Here is a 15,614-nt window from a genome sequence, read left to right as displayed (position 1 = left end):
GTCTGCTTATATAACTAACTATCTATAACGCTTTATACGAACTTAGCTTCCATCTCTTCTAAAGTCGTCATTGATAGTAGTAACTTTTCTTCATTATCACTATGCTGCTGCTGTAGCGCCGTTTGCTCATTAAGCAATACAAGTAAGTCAGACTTACGGCTCTCTTCGTACAGCTCGGTATCAGCCAGTTTTTCTTCAAGCGTTACAAGCTGCTTATCAATCTTAGCCAGTGTCTTTTCTGTTTCCTCTATTTCACGGCGGATAGGTGCTGTCATTTTACGCTGTTCAGCGGCTAGCTTACGCTGCTCTTCTTTACTAAGTGCAGGCGTCGCAGCTTTGCTTTTTGACGAATTATCAGATGCTTTATTACTTGCTTGACTATTATCTGTTTCACGTGAAACAAACTTCTTACTCTCTTTTTTGCTTTTTTTCTTACCGGTATTCTTATCTGACGCATTCTCTTGTTTGCGCTTCTCTGCTAGCCACTTACCATAGTCACCAATGTCACCATCGAACTCTTCGATGATACCATCGTGTACCAGATACAACTCATCACAGACATTAGCAATCAACTCTCGATCATGCGAGACCAGTACCACTGCGCCCTTAAAACCTTGTAAGGCGATAGTTAATGCTTGACGCATTTGTAAGTCTAAATGGTTGGTTGGCTCATCGAGTACAAGGACGTTTGGACGTTGCCAAACAATTAACGCCAAGGTCAAACGCGCTCGCTCGCCACCTGAGAATAGCTCGCTTGGTGTATCAATGCGCTCACCGCGGAAGTCAAAGCTACCCAAAAATGAGCGTAGCATCGCATCAGAGGTTTTACCTGCTAGGCGACGTAACATCTCTATAGGCGTTGCTTTGGCATCTAAGATATCCATTTGATGCTGATTGAAATAGCCTAGCTTTAGGGTATCCGAAACGCGATATTTCCCTGTTAAAACCCCAAGCTCACCGACTAAGGCTTTAATCAATGTTGATTTACCAGCGCCGTTCATACCTAGTAAGCCAAGACGGGTATCAGGGGTTACCTGTACATTGGCATTGTGTAGAAGCGGTGTCTCGCTATAGCCGATATCTGCGTTGGTCAGCTCAATTAGTGGTGAGCTCATGTTTGCTGGCTCGTAAAACTGGAACGAGAAAGGATTGTCAGCCATCATTGGTGACAGCTCTGCCATACGCTCTAACTGCTTAATACGGCTTTGGGCTTGCTTGGCTTTACTGGCTTTAGCACGGAAACGACGAATAAAGTCATCCAAGTGAGCCTTAGTCGCTTCTTGCTTCTCAAACGCTTGCTGCTGCTGCGCCATACGCTCGTGACGGGTACGAATAAACTGCTGATAGTTACCAGTATATAGAGTGATTTTTTGTTGCTCTACATGCAGGATATGACCAACTGTCGCGTCCAAAAACGCTTGGTCATGCGAGATGACGATGACCAGGCCCATATAGGCATTGATCCATGTTTCAAGCCACAGAATAGCGTCCAAGTCCAAATGGTTGGTTGGCTCATCGAGTAACATCAGATCAGCACGGCTCATCAAGGTTTTAGCGAGGTTTAAGCGCATACGCCAACCACCAGAAAACCCTTCTACTGGCAGCTCATGCTGGCTAGTTTTAAAACCAAGACCTGCCATAATTTGTGCCGCTTTAGTCGGCGTACGGTATCCGTCGATTTCATCGAACTGCTGGTGCAACACACCAATTTGCTCATCACTGACACTGCTCAAATCATTTAGCGCCGCATTAATTTCATACCACTGCTCATCACCGCTCAATACATAATCGATTGCAGACTGCGTCGTAGCACCAACTTCCTGTGCCATGTGCGCCACATGCCAGCTATCAGGAATACTGACTTCACCTTTATCAAGGGTGACCTCTGTATCGCCTGTACCCATCTGCGTCAGTAATAGCGCAAATAAGGTAGATTTGCCTGTGCCGTTGTTGCCCGTCAGTCCAACTTTGTGACCTGGATGGAGCTGAAAGCTTGCACCTGCAAACAATTCACGACCATCACGGCGAACACCAACGTCTTTAAATTCGATCATATAATTTCTTCATCTCAACAATAATATAGATATAGGGCAATAAGAAACACACATAGGGTATGCCAACTGGCGGCTATTATTTCAAACGCTTGCCCCATAGGCAAACAATTAAATAACTATTTCAAAACTAAGTATTTATTACGCTAAACACCTTAAGTTGCACAAGCGACTCTTGAGCTCATACATGGTTGTTACTATTATAAAGGTTATGGCCGTAAAATACCGTAATATGACTAATAAGCTTTAAGACCGCCTAATATTATTAAGTAGTGTTTTATATAGTCACACGCTATTATTTTTTAGTCTGGTTATTGGTTTAGCCCATTGACGCAGTTATTTTAAACAATACAATATCAAAAATGGCACACTGCTATTCATTAGTAAAATTCAGTAGTTGCATCACTCTTGACAAACGAATCCGCACCCCCATTATGATATACTGCTAAAAGATAAGTGCCCTCTATCAATAGAGCCAACAAAGTGTTGTGGTGGCACAAATACTATTTTGAAATTGTACAAACAGCTTATAATGCACCAATAGCTTTGCCATAATGACAGCACCCAATTAAATCAAACGCCGTGCGTATCTTTATTTGCAAGTACCCTATTGCAAACCCAAACAGGACGACGACCGCATTTGATCCTAGCAACTGAGGTAGATATGAACGAATCAGCCAACCAATTTAGTCCAAGCTCAAGCCAGCCAGTAGACCCAACCGTATTAAGCCTAACTGATAGTGCGGCGCAAAAAGTACGCCGTCTACGCGAAGAAGAAGGCGATAGCGATCTTATGCTACGTGTCTATGTGACGGGTGGCGGTTGTTCTGGTTTCTCTTACGGGTTTAACTTTGCCAATGATCTAAACGAAGACGATGCCAATTTTGATAATGGTGATGTGACGTTAGTCGTCGATTCGCTAAGCTATCAATACTTGCAAGGCTCTACCGTTGACTATACCGAAGGACTGGAAGGGGCACGTTTTGTGGTGACCAATCCAAATGCCACCACCACTTGCGGCTGCGGTTCGTCATTCTCTATATAAGTCAAATAGACGCGGTTGCGTTATGGTTATTAAGATAATGCGATAGTGTGCTAATACTATGTTAAATGGCTTGTAGGCATAATGAACAAAGCATCTATCTCTCAGGTAGATGCTTTTTTTATCAAACTATCTGGCCAGAATAACGCTATATTCGAGATGAATTTGTATTAAAAACAGGGTCAAAACCCTCACAAATCGCTTTGCCTAAAGCTTATCGTATTTGTAATTGTCCGTGGTTTTCAAGACAGCTTTGAGCTAAACTGACGGAATTATTGACCTAACATTTACCTATTTTATGGACAAACGCTTATCGTGTTTTGATCCGCCATAATAAATAACAATAGATGACTATTATGAGTAATTTTGCGAGTAGCTTTGTTAATTTCGAAATCCCTAATTGGTTTGATAGCCAACACTTAACGGGTATGCTCCGCGGTATTGAAAAAGAGGGCCTGCGCGTAAAGCCTGATGGTTTCTTGGCACAGACCCCGCATCCAGCCAAACTTGGGTCAAAACTTACCCACCCTTTTATCACTACCGATTACTCAGAAAGCCTGCTTGAGCTCATCACTGAACCAAAGTCCTCACCAAAAGAAACCCTTAATATGCTGCGCCAATTGCACGTATTGGTCTATCAGGGCATACCTGAAGGTGAGTTGATGTGGCCATTATCGATGCCATGCATGTTGTCTTCTAAAGATGAGGATATCCCACTAGCTGATTATGGTAGCTCTAATACGGGTAAGCTAAAAACCCTATATCGTAGTGGCCTTGGTATCCGCTATGGTCGCCGCATGCAGACGATTGCTGGTCTACATTACAACTTGTCTTTTGGTGATACGTTGTTTGAGACATGGCAAGCTAAAACACCGACCGCACAACGCCAAACATTGACAGAATTCAAAAACGAGAAATACTTAGGGCTGATTCGTAACTTTAAACGTCTGACCAGCCTTGTCTTATATTTACTGGGTGCCAGTCCGAGCGTGTGTCCTTGTTTCTTGGCAGGGCGTGAGCATGATTTAGAATTGCTCAATGATTCGACCTATTACAAACCTGCTGCGACTAGCCTACGTATGGGTAAGCTTGGCTATACCAATAGCGTGCAAGAGCAACTTGATATACGTTATAACTATTTGCCAGAGTATGTCGATGGTCTGCGCCGTGCCATTCAAACACCGCACGAAAGCTTTGCTAAGCTTGGCTTAGAAGACGAAGATGGTAACCCGATTCAAATCAACAATCATATTCTGCAAATAGAAAACGAGTACTACAGCCCTATTCGTCCTAAACAAATCGCAATGAGTGGTGAAACACCAACCGAAGCGCTTGAGCGTCGTGGTATCGCCTATGTCGAGTTCCGTGCTATCGATCTTGACCCATACAGTGACGTAGGTATTCGCCTCTCTAGTGCTTGCTTCTTAGAAGTGATGGCGCTCTACTGTCTATTCAGCGATTCACCTGATTTGCTGCCTGAAGAAGAAGAGGCACTCGCTATTAACCTAGAGCGTGTGGTCAACGAAGGTCGCCGTGAAGGTTTACACATCATCAATAACGGCCAAGAGCAGTCACTTGAAAGCTGGATGCTCACGCATCTAGAGCGTATGCAGCCGCTTGCTGCATTGCTTGATGCTCACTACGGTGGTAACGATTACCGCGCGGCCGTAGCATTGATGCAAGGCAAAGCAGGACACTCGGAGTCGACTATCTCTGCACAAGTGAATTCCGATAGCAAACGCTTAGGCAGCTTATGGCAGCTTGGATTTACGTTGGCTCAGCAGCATCGCGAGTCTTTACTACAGCAGACACTTAGTCCAAACACTCAAGCTAAATACGAAGTATTGGCAGAAAAATCTATCTTACAGCAAGCTGAGGTTGAGCAGTCTGAAACAGAAGACTTTATGGAATTTTTACAGCAGTATCGCTAAGCCTTGATTGCTAGCTTTTAACTGCCAGTTATTGATTGCTAAGGTCTGATTGCTAAGCACTGACTGTGAAATTTTGACTGCTTAATCTAGATTGCTACCCCACATCTATTATAGATAAACCCATAAGAGTAACCGCACAATGCGACAGCTAACCACTTACCGTAACCTGCAAGTATTTTTGGTGATAATGGCCATCATAGGCATGAGTTTTGCGCTGTTTTATTTACAGCGTCATCTAGGGCTTTCACCTTGCCCGCTCTGTATTTTTCAGCGTGTTGGTCTAATCGTCATGGGCGGATTTGCCCTAATATCAGCGTTGTTTAATCCTAAGTCTAAAGTGATAAGACTATTGCTATGGCTTGGTAGTTTAGTAGGTATCGGCTGGGCAACTGCGGTAGCAGCACGCCATGTATGGCTGCAACACCTGCCTGCTGACCAAGTACCTTCTTGTGGACCAGGACTGAACTATTGGCTTGATACCCTTCCTATACTACAAGTATTCAAAGAAGTATTTGCAGGATCTGGCGAATGCGCCTCTGTTGATTGGACGCTTATGGGATTAAGTATTCCTGAGCAGTCGTTGATTCTATTCAGTGTGCTGCTGATCGTACATGTCTTGATATTAATGCGTATCGTAAAATCTGCTAATTAGTATCTTATGACTTAATAAAACGTTAGGTTTCTTTCCTAGTTTTGCTTTTAAAACAGACATTGCTATCTTCGATACAATGTCTGTTTTTTTGTCTACTATTAACCCGCCCTTACAACCCATATTAGCGGTACCAACAGGTATTGCTAATGTCAACTTATGCCTTTTAGATATAAGGCCAACAACAAAAAGCCCACAGAGATATTTTCAAGCCTTTGATATCTTTACTCAGCTTACCTTATAAACGGATAAGCATTAGATATTTGTCGCTTTCTACTCATAAGCTATCTGTATTTTAAATATAAGATAATGCTATCAAGTTCTTAATTTATATTATTACTACGCGCCCATGCCTTATTATCCTTATCTTTGACAATGGCTTTACGTTGTCGATAGTATAGATGAGCTTGAAAAATACTTATTAAAAACTGTTTTTGGTATGACCATGATATATTTTGCTCCCGTTCGCTCTACTACGCTTGCTATCGTAAAACGGTGGCGTCCTTCGTTACTGGTAGCGTCACTATGCGTGCTACTCGTAGGCTGTGATAGTGCCTCGTCCAATACCGATAAAGACATGGTATCTACGTTTGCGTCGACTGGTTCTGAGTCGCAGGAGGCTTCACAATCATTGCAAAATGACAATGTTAAGAGTGCTGAGCTAGCGAGTGATGATGAGACAAGCGAAATGGTGGAAGGGCAATCATTAATTGCTGCTGCTCAGTCAAATAAAGATACCTATGCAGACAGCTCTATGGAGCGATCAGAAGCAAAAAGCAGTATGCTGCAAGCAACATTGATGGGTGATTATGGTGGCATGGTCTCTTGTACAGGTTGCGACAGTATCGACGTTACATTGAACTTATTCGCCGATGGTTCCGTACTAAAAGCAAGTTATTATCATAATCCTGAAAAACCAAAAACACCCCTACTCGAATCGGGTATCTACCGACAAGACAATGATAAAATCACCATTGTCTATGAAGGAAAAAATATCGAGACCTACCATATCCAAGACAATCATTTGATACGGATCGATGAGCACGATAATTTAGAGGATGACTATACGTTATCACGAAAATAAAAGCGTCATCATGCTGACGGTTAGTTGGCGTATCGTTACATACTAAAACAGCCAAACTGTATTAGCTACATAGCGCCTACTTGTTAGGCGTTTTTTATTGGTCATCGAACAGGGTTTACTTTACAATGATTGCTTGTTGGCCCAGCTGATATATTGGTCGTTATTTATCAAAGTGGTTATTTTTACTGATGACAGCTAGGCACTTCACATTTTATTTTATCAGCTCTCTATTCTTTTCATTCAAGCGCGTACGGAACGTCTATGCATATTCATATCCTTGGTATTTGTGGTACTTTTATGGGCTCACTGGCATTGCTAGCACGTGCGCTTGGGCATACGGTCACGGGTTCAGATGCTAATGTCTATCCTCCTATGTCCACTCAGCTCGAAAATGCTGGTGTGACTATCGAAGAAGGCTATCTGGTAGAGCACTTGCAACCAACGCCAGACTTAGTGGTCGTTGGGAACGCGATGAAGCGCGGCATGGATGTGATTGAGTATATGCTAGATAATGGCTTGCGCTATACCTCAGGTCCGCAGTTCTTATCTGAGCAAGTATTGCAGTCACGCCACGTAATCGCCGTTGCAGGTACGCATGGTAAAACTACAACCACGACTATGCTTGCGTGGATATTACATTATGCTGGTATCGACGCAGGGTTTTTGATTGGCGGTGTACCACTAGTTGATACAACTGACAAGCACTTACAGCAAGTGTTTGCGCACAGCAGCTATTTGGGTGCTGATAAAAGCGATAATGATAAATCTGGTTACTTTGTGATTGAAGCAGATGAGTACGACTCTGCGTTTTTTGATAAGCGCTCAAAGTTCGTTCACTATCGTCCGCGTACTGCTATTTTGAATAACCTTGAGTTTGATCATGCAGATATCTTCGCAGATCTCAATGCGATACAAACCCAGTTCCACCATATGGTGCGTATGATTCCAAGCACTGGCAAAATTATTATGCCAGCCGCGACCATTAGTTTAGAAGATACGCTAGCAAAAGGGGTTTGGACACCTATCTGGCGTACTGCTGTCATCGATTCTACTTTAGCTGATACGAGTGAAAATACGCGTGCCCTAAAAGATAGTAGCGATTGGCAGGCTGAGCTGATTCAAGAAGACGGTAGTAAGTTCAAAGTTAATTTTGCCGCTGATAAAGAGGCAACTGCTGTCGTAAACTGGTCAATGAGCGGTATCCATAACGTCAATAATGCGTTAGTTGCTGTAGCTGCTGCCTATGATATTGGTGTCAGTGTTGAGACTGCTTGTGCTGCTTTATCAGATTTCGCTGGTATTAAGCGCCGGATGGAGCTGATTGGCGACGTCAATGACATCTTAGTCTTTGATGATTTTGCCCATCATCCAACAGCTATTACGACCACATTAGATGGTGCCAAAAAGAAGCTGGCTGATAGACGCATTTGGGCTATCATTGAGCCGCGTAGCAACACCATGAAAATGGGTATTCATCAAGACAGCTTGGCTCAATCAGCGGCACTTGCTGACTACACATTATGGTACGAGCCTACTGGTTTGGAATGGGGCTTAAAAGAGGTCATCGAACAAGCTAAGGCTACTAGCGACGCTATCGGCAACCAACAGGTGTTATCAAGCATTGACGCTATTATTGAGTATATTAGCAGTCATGCAAAAGCAGGTGATGCGATTGTGGTCATGTCAAATGGCGGTTTTGAAGGAATTCATCAGCGTTTATTAACCGCATTGCATAATGGTTAATGCTTCTAGCTAAGATAAAGAAATAGCTCTTCTTATTCTCTTACATACAAACGCAGCTCATCTAATAGATGGCTGCGTTTTTTATTTCTAATATTTATATGACTTCATTTGTGTGAATTCAGCACTACAAGTACCACATTGATAAACGCTGTTAGCACCACTGCTACCTTTGTAACCTTTCGTTTACTTATTGCCCTTACTCGATAGCAAATCGGACTTTTTCCTCACATAGCCCCTACAGTAGTAACATTTTATGCTTACTTTTGCGTCCGAGGAGTGTTTACAATAGATTTATCAAAACTTGTAACACATTATAAATATTAATAATATTAGGAGAATAACATGAGCTTTATTTGGATGATTATTGTAGGTTTAGTCGCAGGTTTATTAGCACGTGCTATCAAACCAGGTAATGACCCTATGGGTTGGATTATGACTATCGTGCTGGGTATCGTCGGTGCAATGCTAGGTGGTTTCCTAGCTGGCCTAATCGGTATTAACGCTGATGGTGGTTTCACTGGTCTTATATTCTCAGTAATTGGTGCAATTATTTTATTGTTCTTATATGAAATGATTGTAAATAAACGCCGTGCATAATTGGTTATAAATGATTACTAGCTAATTAAAATACTATATAAACAAAGCCTTGCGTTGAGCGGGGCTTTTTTATGCCACTTATCATCAAAATCCAGTCTTTATATCTGCATATAGCATCATATGACTGCGAAAGTATTGATAAGCATTACTTTTGTCCCCATTTATCTTATAATATCAACCCTATTTTGTCCTTATCATTGAGGTGAGCGTTATGGCACTACTCCCTATCTTAAGTTACCCAGATCCTCGCTTGCGTACTATCGCCAAGCCTGTTAAGGAAGTGACTGCTGAAATCAAAACCTTAATCGCAGACATGATCGAGACGATGTATGATGCTCAAGGCATTGGGCTTGCGGCCAGTCAAGTGGATCATCATATTCAGCTTATCGTTATGGATTTGTCTGAAGACAAAAGCTCTCCTAGAGTTTTCATCAATCCAAAAGTCACGCCACTGGTAGAAGAAAAGCAACCGTATGAAGAAGGCTGCTTATCTGTACCTGATGTCTATGACAAAGTCGAACGTCCTAATAAAGTCCGTATCGAAGCGTTAGACGGTAACGGTGAGGTCATCGATGAGGTAGTTGAAGGACTGCTTGCTGTTTGTATTCAGCATGAAATGGATCATCTCAATGGCGTAATCTTCGTTGACTATTTGTCTCGTCTCAAACAGACTCGTGCTCGTGATAAAGTCCGCAAAGTTCTTAAAATACGCGAAAAGCAAGAAGCACAATCAGCAGAAAAACAGACACAAGCCGTCAATTCTTAAAGCTCTACTCTTTATTCTTATCTTTTTATTTCGTCTTTATCCTTCACATAGTTACGTCTACAGTGGGTGTTAATATTTAGCATTCACTGTTTGGCGATAATTTTTTTAACCGATACAGTTTCCACAAAAGGTTTACTACTATGACAATGATCAAAATTGACCAATATTTTGAACCTGCCAGCTGGCAGAAATTCACCAAGGCTGCTGAAGGTCGCGAGACGCCTTTCTTAGTAGTTGACCTTAGTCGTATCGAAACTAAATACCATGAGATGGTAAGCCTGTTTCCTAACGCTAAACTGCATTATGCAATGAAAGCTAGCCCTGCGGTGGAAGTAATCGACCTACTAGCAAACCTTGGTTCTAACTTTGACTGTGCCTCTATTTATGAGCTTGATCGCGTACTTGGTTGCGGCGTTGAGCCATCGCGCATCTCGTATGGCAATACCATCAAAAAAGCTGAGCATGTTAAATATGCTTTTGAAAAAGGCATCGATCTATATGCAACTGATTCAGAAGCGGATCTAAAAAACATTGCCAAACACGCTCCAGGTTCTAAAATATTTGTTCGTATCTTAGTTCAAGGGTCAGAGACAGCAGAATGGCCATTATCACGTAAGTTTGGTTGCCATCCTAATATGGCAATCGACCTACTGGTTCAAGCACGCGAGCTGGGATTGGTTCCTTATGGTATCTCGTTCCATGTTGGTAGCCAGCAAAAAGACGTCGCTGCATGGGATGATGCGTTAGCTAAAGTTAAATATATGTTTGACTGGATGAAGAATGAAGAAGGTATCAAGCTACAAATGATCAATTTGGGTGGTGGCTTCCCGACCAATTACATCAGCGAAGTCAATCCTATCAAAGTCTATGCGGAAGAGATTACCAGCTATCTGACTGACGACTATAATGATGACGAAATGCCAGAAATTATTTTGGAGCCGGGTCGTTCATTGGTTGGTGGTTCAGGCGTGTTGGTCAGTGATGTGGTACTGATCTCTCGTAAGTCTGATACCGATTTGACTCGTTGGGTATATACCGATGTTGGTCTATTCCAAGGCTTAATCGAAACGCTAGGTGAAGCTATCAAGTACCCTGTCTATACGCCTAAGATGGAGACGTCTACTAGTGAAGGCACAGTAGTACTGGCAGGTCCAACCTGTGATTCAACCGATATTATGTATGAAGAAGCGGGCTATCAGCTACCAGAAGAGCTTGAGATTGGTGATAAAATCTACTGGCTAACCACTGGTGCCTATACCAACTCGTACTCATCGGTAGAGTTCAATGGTTTTCCACCACTTGAAGTGGTCTATATTGACTAGTATTTGTAATGTTTCACAAAAAAGCGCGGCACGGTTAATACTCGTATCGCGCTTTTTTGTGCGTAACGACTTAGTAACTAGTCAACTCGCAAAGAAATAGGCACGCTATTATTGTTATCAATAGTTCGGCTACCGTTACTGATGCTACTGCTTGAGTTTTGTGAAGCTTGTCCAATCGTCACCCACTGCCCACGTGGCACGATCATCGTACTGTTCAATCTTTGACCTCGGACAGCACTGCTAGCACTGCCAGTAAAATTGTTAGTAGAACTCATTTGATTATAAGATAAATTCGGCTGCAATAACCTTTCTTCCACTTGGGAGAGTTGTACTTCCACCTGTCCATTGGGCAGTAGTCTTGGTGTGACGGCAATCCCTTGTGTCGTTGGCAGTAGTATTTGCTGCTGAATCACGATCTGTGGTTTGAAGTCGTGACTAGCTGAACGATGATAAGTTGAATAGTTATTAGCATTATAGGTTTGAGTTAACGAGTAGAGCGTACCTGTGCTGATACTCGCCGCACTACCAGATAATGTTTGTACTTGATATAGATTCTTACCCTGCTGCTGGCTGCTACGCTGACTAATAACCCCTGCACCTTGGATACCGCGATTGGTAATAATAACCTGACCCTGCTGAATACTACCTTGCCCGCTACTACTATTGCCAACACGTACAGCGACCGTCAATGCCTGTGGCTGACGGTCAATCTGAGACAATAACTGCTGTACTGCCTGATAATTGCGTGCCGTCGTTTGTAGTACCAATTTATCTTGATACGTAGACACCGTGCCACCGTCTGCGCTACTACTTAATAGCTGCCTTACTGCAGGTAACAAACTAGCCCCGCCATAAGTATGGATAACATAGGTTTGAGAGGTGCTAGCTTGTACGGTAATTGGTAGAACCGCTAGACTCAGTGGAAAGGCTGATAGGCTTGCAAGGTTGATGGTACAAACAGCACCAATCAGTCTCGGACTAATATAACGTTTGATACTATTCATACCTGCTCCCTTGCTGCTATTAAGTCATTGAGCCGTCAGTCATAACGCTATAGTCAATCATCAAGTATAAATAGTCGTTAGTCACTTAATCCAAGCACGTCTTGCATATTGTACTGACCTACTTCTTGCTCAACGACCCAAGTTGCGGCACGTACTGCACCAGCGGCAAATGTCATGCGCGCGCGTGCACGATGGGTAATCTCGACCACTTCGCCATCTGCGATAAACATCACAGTATGGTCGCCTACGATTTCGCCACCACGTACTGCGTGAATGCCGATTGTGCCAGATTCGCGCTCGCCAGTTTGTCCTTCGCGGCCATAGATAGCGACGTCTTTTAGGTTTTGTCCGCGCGCTTCTGCGACGGCTTCAGCCATCATATATGCGGTACCAGAAGGCGCATCGATTTTGTGCTTATGATGGGCTTCGATGATTTCTACATCAGCATCATTACCAAACGCTTTGGCAGCCATCCCAAGTAGCTTCAATGATAAGTTAACGCCTGTTGAATAGTTACCCGCATATACGATAGTGATTTTCTCACTTGCTTTTGCCAGTACTTGTTCTTGCTGCTCATTGAACCCTGTCGTCCCGATGACCATAGCAACATTATGCTCAGCACAAACTTGCATGTTTTTTTCAGTGGCGTCAGGCAAGCTAAAATCAATCAGTACATCGATATCATTAATCACAGCGACTAAGTCATCAACAATTTGTACATTTAAATGACCGATAGCAGCAACTTCGCCGGCATCAGCACCAACTAGGCTAGAGCCTTGACGCTCAATCGCTGCTTTTAATGCAGTTTGTGGATTGTTCTGTACTGCCTCAATAAGCATACGACCCATACGGCCGCCTGCACCGATTACCCCAACGTTTATAGATTTATTATTTACTTGTTCGCTCATGTTTTTACCTTAAATGTTTTATATTTGGTGAAATTATTTTTGACCATATTTATCGTAAGTTTAGCAAATATCGACACATGAATGGCTTTTTATACCATCAATAAAAAGCCCAAAGGTTTCATGTGAAACTTTTGGGCTTAGTTCAATACTAGCTACTTAGTTAGATTATTTCTTAATCGAACAAATCACCGATTTTTTTGAAGAATGATTTTTTATGTGGCGACTGTTGATGCTTGCTGTCATCATCCAACGTGTCTTGGAATTGGCGTAACAAGTCTTTTTGCTCACGAGTCAGATTTACTGGCGTTTCGATAACCACACGGCAAATCAAGTCACCTTTCATAGTAGTACGGACTGGCGTCACACCTTTGCCGCGTACACGCAGTAACTTACCGCTTTGCGTACCTTCTGCCACTTTGATTTTTACTTTGCCATCTAAGGTTGGGATTTCGACTTCTTTACCCAATGCTGCATCAGTGATGCTTACGGGTACGTCCATATATAGGTCAGCGCCTTGACGGGTAAAGACATTGTGCTGTTTGACCCGTACTTCGACATATAGATCGCCGTTTTGTACGCCAGCGCCGCCCGCTTCACCTTCGCCAGCTAGACGAACGCGATCACCATCATCGACGCCTGCAGGGATAGAGACTTCTAAGGTGCGTGATTTATCTTTTACGCCGTTCCCATGACAGTCCGAACAAGGGTTTTTGATCTGTTTACCAGTACCACCGCAATGAGGACAAGCTTGCTGTACCGCAAAGAAACCTTGCTGCATACGTACTTGACCTTGGCCATGACAAGTCTGACAGGTGACCACATCAGAAGCATTTTTTGCCCCTTTACCATCACAGGTATCACAAGGCGCAGGAGCCGTGAAACTGATTTCTTTTTTGCAGCCACGTACAGCTTCTTCTAATGTTAGCTCAATCACATAACGCAAGTCAGAGCCGCGACGCGAACGCCCACCGCCGCCGCCACGCTGCTGACCGAAGATATCACCGAAGTTACCAAAGATATCGCCAAAGATATCTTGGAAGTTACCGCCACCTGCGCCGCCGAAGCCGCCGCCACCCATGCCGTTTTCAAAGGCTGCATGGCCCATACGGTCGTAGGCTGAACGTTTCTCTTCGTCGCTCAATACTTCATAAGCCATTGAAGCTTCTTTGAATTTGTCTTCCGAATCAGGATCATCAGAGTTGCGATCTGGATGGTATTTCATGGCAAGCTTACGGTAGGCTCGCTTAATTTCTTTGCTGTCAGCGGTCTTGCTGACACCTAATATTTCATAAAAATCGCGCTTACTCATGCTCTCTCCTATCGTCTTTACAGCCACACCGGTTCGTCAAATCATCAGCTCAATTGATAATTGTCTTAATCTTATTCGTGATTCTTAACTAACGGATATGTATAACGTTTCACATGAAACATTACAAATCATATGCTATAGAACCATGATGCTTAGACTTAACCAACAAATACGGTGAAGGCTGCTTAGCCAAATCAATTATAAAAAGTTTGCGCTATTTATGGAGATGGTCTGCTGATTTATCAAGCTCTTAAATGATGAAATTAGCAGTTGGCATCGCTGCGGCAAAAGCTAAACGATTCATTAAGGTTACTGCAAAGCTTTTCGTACCTGAGCAGTGCCCAGTCGTGCTAATATTTACCGCCACATCTACGGTCATTTATACTCATAGTGATGACGATTGCGACAAGGTATCAAGTCTTATGAAAAAGCTGGTTATTCTATTAATCATCATTGCGGTAGCAGTGTATGCAGGCTCGCCTTATTACAGTGCTTATCAGCTCAAAAACGCTTATGACGATAAAGACGGTGCCACTATCGCAGCGGCTATTGATTATGAGCAAGTGCGACCAAGCGTCCAAAATCAGCTAACCAGCCAATTTGCGACGACAATGACTAAGTACCCACTAATTTCTGAATTGGGTGGTGAGCCGTTGACCGAAGCCGCGAATGGTTTTATCGCGCAGGCAGTTGAAGGGGCCATCACCCCGCAGAATATCGAAAAGGTGATCAATACCCAAGGTCAAGCCAATACAGCAACCAAAGAGCTAGCCGCAGCATGGGCCATCGCTAGCGATCAAGTTGACTTGAAAAACCTAATTCAAAGCTTAATCATTCAGCGCGGTGATGTCGATGCCGTGGTCAAAAGCCAAATGCAGCAAGTCATGAAAAAACAAGCGGCCGAACTTGAGCAGCAAGTCGCCCAAGGCAATGACAGTGAGAAGCCAACGCTTAGCTACTGCGGTATCAACTGCTTTAGTATTAGTGGTCAGGTAAAAGGCTATCCTCTCACTATCGAGATGCAGCGTGAAGGGCTTATCAATTGGAAAATCGTTGATATCGTCTTACCATAGATTGTTTAAGACAGCTTTCGAGATGCAAAAATTTTTGAATAGAACCATAAAAAACCGCCCTACGAACTGATTCATAAGGCGGTTTTTTATTACTGTACTTAACTGTCTAATATCTTAAGTTTTTGAACTGTTGAA

Annotated in this window: 13 protein-coding genes; 9 read left to right on the top strand and 4 right to left on the bottom strand. The window is 43.1% G+C overall.

Annotated elements, in window-relative coordinates; genetic code table 11:
- Positions 1–32: 32 nt before the first annotated feature.
- A complete protein-coding gene (locus tag AK824_RS00215; RefSeq protein ID WP_057757670.1) occupies positions 33–2,054 on the bottom strand; it encodes an ABC-F family ATP-binding cassette domain-containing protein in 2,022 nt (673 codons plus the stop codon).
- 661 nt (positions 2,055–2,715) lie between these two features.
- On the opposite strand from AK824_RS00215, the gene erpA reads away from it, so the two are divergent.
- From erpA to AK824_RS00175, 8 genes are all read left to right on the top strand, one after another.
- Entirely contained in the window at positions 2,716–3,096 is a 381-nt protein-coding gene (gene erpA, locus AK824_RS00210; protein ID WP_057757666.1) for an iron-sulfur cluster insertion protein ErpA, read from the top strand.
- 353 nt (positions 3,097–3,449) lie between these two features.
- Entirely contained in the window at positions 3,450–5,024 is a 1,575-nt protein-coding gene (gene gshA / locus AK824_RS00205) for a glutamate--cysteine ligase (protein WP_082624521.1), read from the top strand.
- Between the two features lie 139 nt (positions 5,025–5,163).
- Entirely contained in the window at positions 5,164–5,676 is a 513-nt protein-coding gene (locus AK824_RS00200) for a disulfide bond formation protein B (protein ID WP_057757661.1), read from the top strand.
- 442 nt (positions 5,677–6,118) lie between these two features.
- Positions 6,119–6,757 (top strand): copper resistance protein NlpE N-terminal domain-containing protein, encoded by a 639-nt coding sequence (locus tag AK824_RS00195; RefSeq protein WP_057757658.1) that lies wholly within the window; start codon positions 6,119–6,121, stop codon positions 6,755–6,757.
- Positions 6,758–7,018: 261 nt separating this feature from the next.
- Positions 7,019–8,500 (top strand): UDP-N-acetylmuramate:L-alanyl-gamma-D-glutamyl-meso-diaminopimelate ligase, encoded by a 1,482-nt coding sequence (mpl, locus tag AK824_RS00190; protein ID WP_057757655.1) that lies wholly within the window; start codon positions 7,019–7,021, stop codon positions 8,498–8,500.
- A gap of 342 nt (positions 8,501–8,842) precedes the next feature.
- Positions 8,843–9,097: a GlsB/YeaQ/YmgE family stress response membrane protein gene (locus AK824_RS00185; RefSeq protein WP_057757652.1), complete on the top strand. Its 255-nt coding sequence runs from the start codon at positions 8,843–8,845 to the stop codon at positions 9,095–9,097.
- A 211-nt stretch (positions 9,098–9,308) separates the two neighbouring features.
- On the top strand, positions 9,309–9,863 hold the full coding sequence (def, locus tag AK824_RS00180; RefSeq protein WP_057757649.1) for a peptide deformylase: 555 nt from the start codon (positions 9,309–9,311) through the stop codon (positions 9,861–9,863).
- A gap of 146 nt (positions 9,864–10,009) precedes the next feature.
- Positions 10,010–11,185 carry a type III PLP-dependent enzyme gene (locus AK824_RS00175; protein ID WP_057762254.1) on the top strand — a complete coding sequence of 392 codons (1,176 nt, stop codon included), beginning with the start codon at positions 10,010–10,012 and terminating at the stop codon, positions 11,183–11,185.
- A gap of 77 nt (positions 11,186–11,262) precedes the next feature.
- Here the strand turns inward: AK824_RS00175 and AK824_RS00170 are convergent, their stop codons facing one another.
- From AK824_RS00170 to dnaJ, 3 genes are all read right to left on the bottom strand, one after another.
- Positions 11,263–12,189, bottom strand: coding sequence for a hypothetical protein (locus tag AK824_RS00170; RefSeq protein ID WP_057757644.1), 927 nt, complete (start codon positions 12,187–12,189; stop codon positions 11,263–11,265).
- A 77-nt stretch (positions 12,190–12,266) separates the two neighbouring features.
- Positions 12,267–13,097 (bottom strand): 4-hydroxy-tetrahydrodipicolinate reductase, encoded by an 831-nt coding sequence (gene dapB / locus AK824_RS00165; RefSeq protein ID WP_057757641.1) that lies wholly within the window; start codon positions 13,095–13,097, stop codon positions 12,267–12,269.
- 172 nt (positions 13,098–13,269) lie between these two features.
- A complete protein-coding gene (dnaJ, locus tag AK824_RS00160; RefSeq protein ID WP_057757637.1) occupies positions 13,270–14,406 on the bottom strand; it encodes a molecular chaperone DnaJ in 1,137 nt (378 codons plus the stop codon).
- Between the two features lie 254 nt (positions 14,407–14,660).
- Between dnaJ and AK824_RS00155 the strand changes: the two genes are divergently transcribed.
- Entirely contained in the window at positions 14,661–15,479 is an 819-nt protein-coding gene (locus AK824_RS00155; protein WP_227511173.1) for a DUF2939 domain-containing protein, read from the top strand.
- The last annotated feature ends 135 nt before the right edge of the window (positions 15,480–15,614 follow it).

The organism is Psychrobacter sp. P11G3, assembly GCF_001435845.1.
GTDB lineage: Bacteria > Pseudomonadota > Gammaproteobacteria > Pseudomonadales > Moraxellaceae > Psychrobacter.
This window is presented reverse-complemented; position numbering and strand designations above follow the sequence as displayed.

Bases quoted from the DNA above. Each gene is read 5' to 3' on its own strand.
- AK824_RS00215 (WP_057757670.1), bottom strand. From the start codon at position 2,054: ATGATCGAATTTAAAGACGTTGGTGTTCGCCGTGATGGTCGTGAATTG.
- erpA (WP_057757666.1), top strand. From the start codon at position 2,716: ATGAACGAATCAGCCAACCAATTTAGTCCAAGCTCAAGCCAGCCAGTA.
- gshA (WP_082624521.1), top strand. From the start codon at position 3,450: ATGAGTAATTTTGCGAGTAGCTTTGTTAATTTCGAAATCCCTAATTGG.
- AK824_RS00200 (WP_057757661.1), top strand. From the start codon at position 5,164: ATGCGACAGCTAACCACTTACCGTAACCTGCAAGTATTTTTGGTGATA.
- AK824_RS00195 (WP_057757658.1), top strand. From the start codon at position 6,119: ATGATATATTTTGCTCCCGTTCGCTCTACTACGCTTGCTATCGTAAAA.
- mpl (WP_057757655.1), top strand. From the start codon at position 7,019: ATGCATATTCATATCCTTGGTATTTGTGGTACTTTTATGGGCTCACTG.
- AK824_RS00185 (WP_057757652.1), top strand. From the start codon at position 8,843: ATGAGCTTTATTTGGATGATTATTGTAGGTTTAGTCGCAGGTTTATTA.
- def (WP_057757649.1), top strand. From the start codon at position 9,309: ATGGCACTACTCCCTATCTTAAGTTACCCAGATCCTCGCTTGCGTACT.
- AK824_RS00175 (WP_057762254.1), top strand. From the start codon at position 10,010: ATGATCAAAATTGACCAATATTTTGAACCTGCCAGCTGGCAGAAATTC.
- AK824_RS00170 (WP_057757644.1), bottom strand. From the start codon at position 12,189: ATGAATAGTATCAAACGTTATATTAGTCCGAGACTGATTGGTGCTGTT.
- dapB (WP_057757641.1), bottom strand. From the start codon at position 13,097: ATGAGCGAACAAGTAAATAATAAATCTATAAACGTTGGGGTAATCGGT.
- dnaJ (WP_057757637.1), bottom strand. From the start codon at position 14,406: ATGAGTAAGCGCGATTTTTATGAAATATTAGGTGTCAGCAAGACCGCT.
- AK824_RS00155 (WP_227511173.1), top strand. From the start codon at position 14,661: ATGATGAAATTAGCAGTTGGCATCGCTGCGGCAAAAGCTAAACGATTC.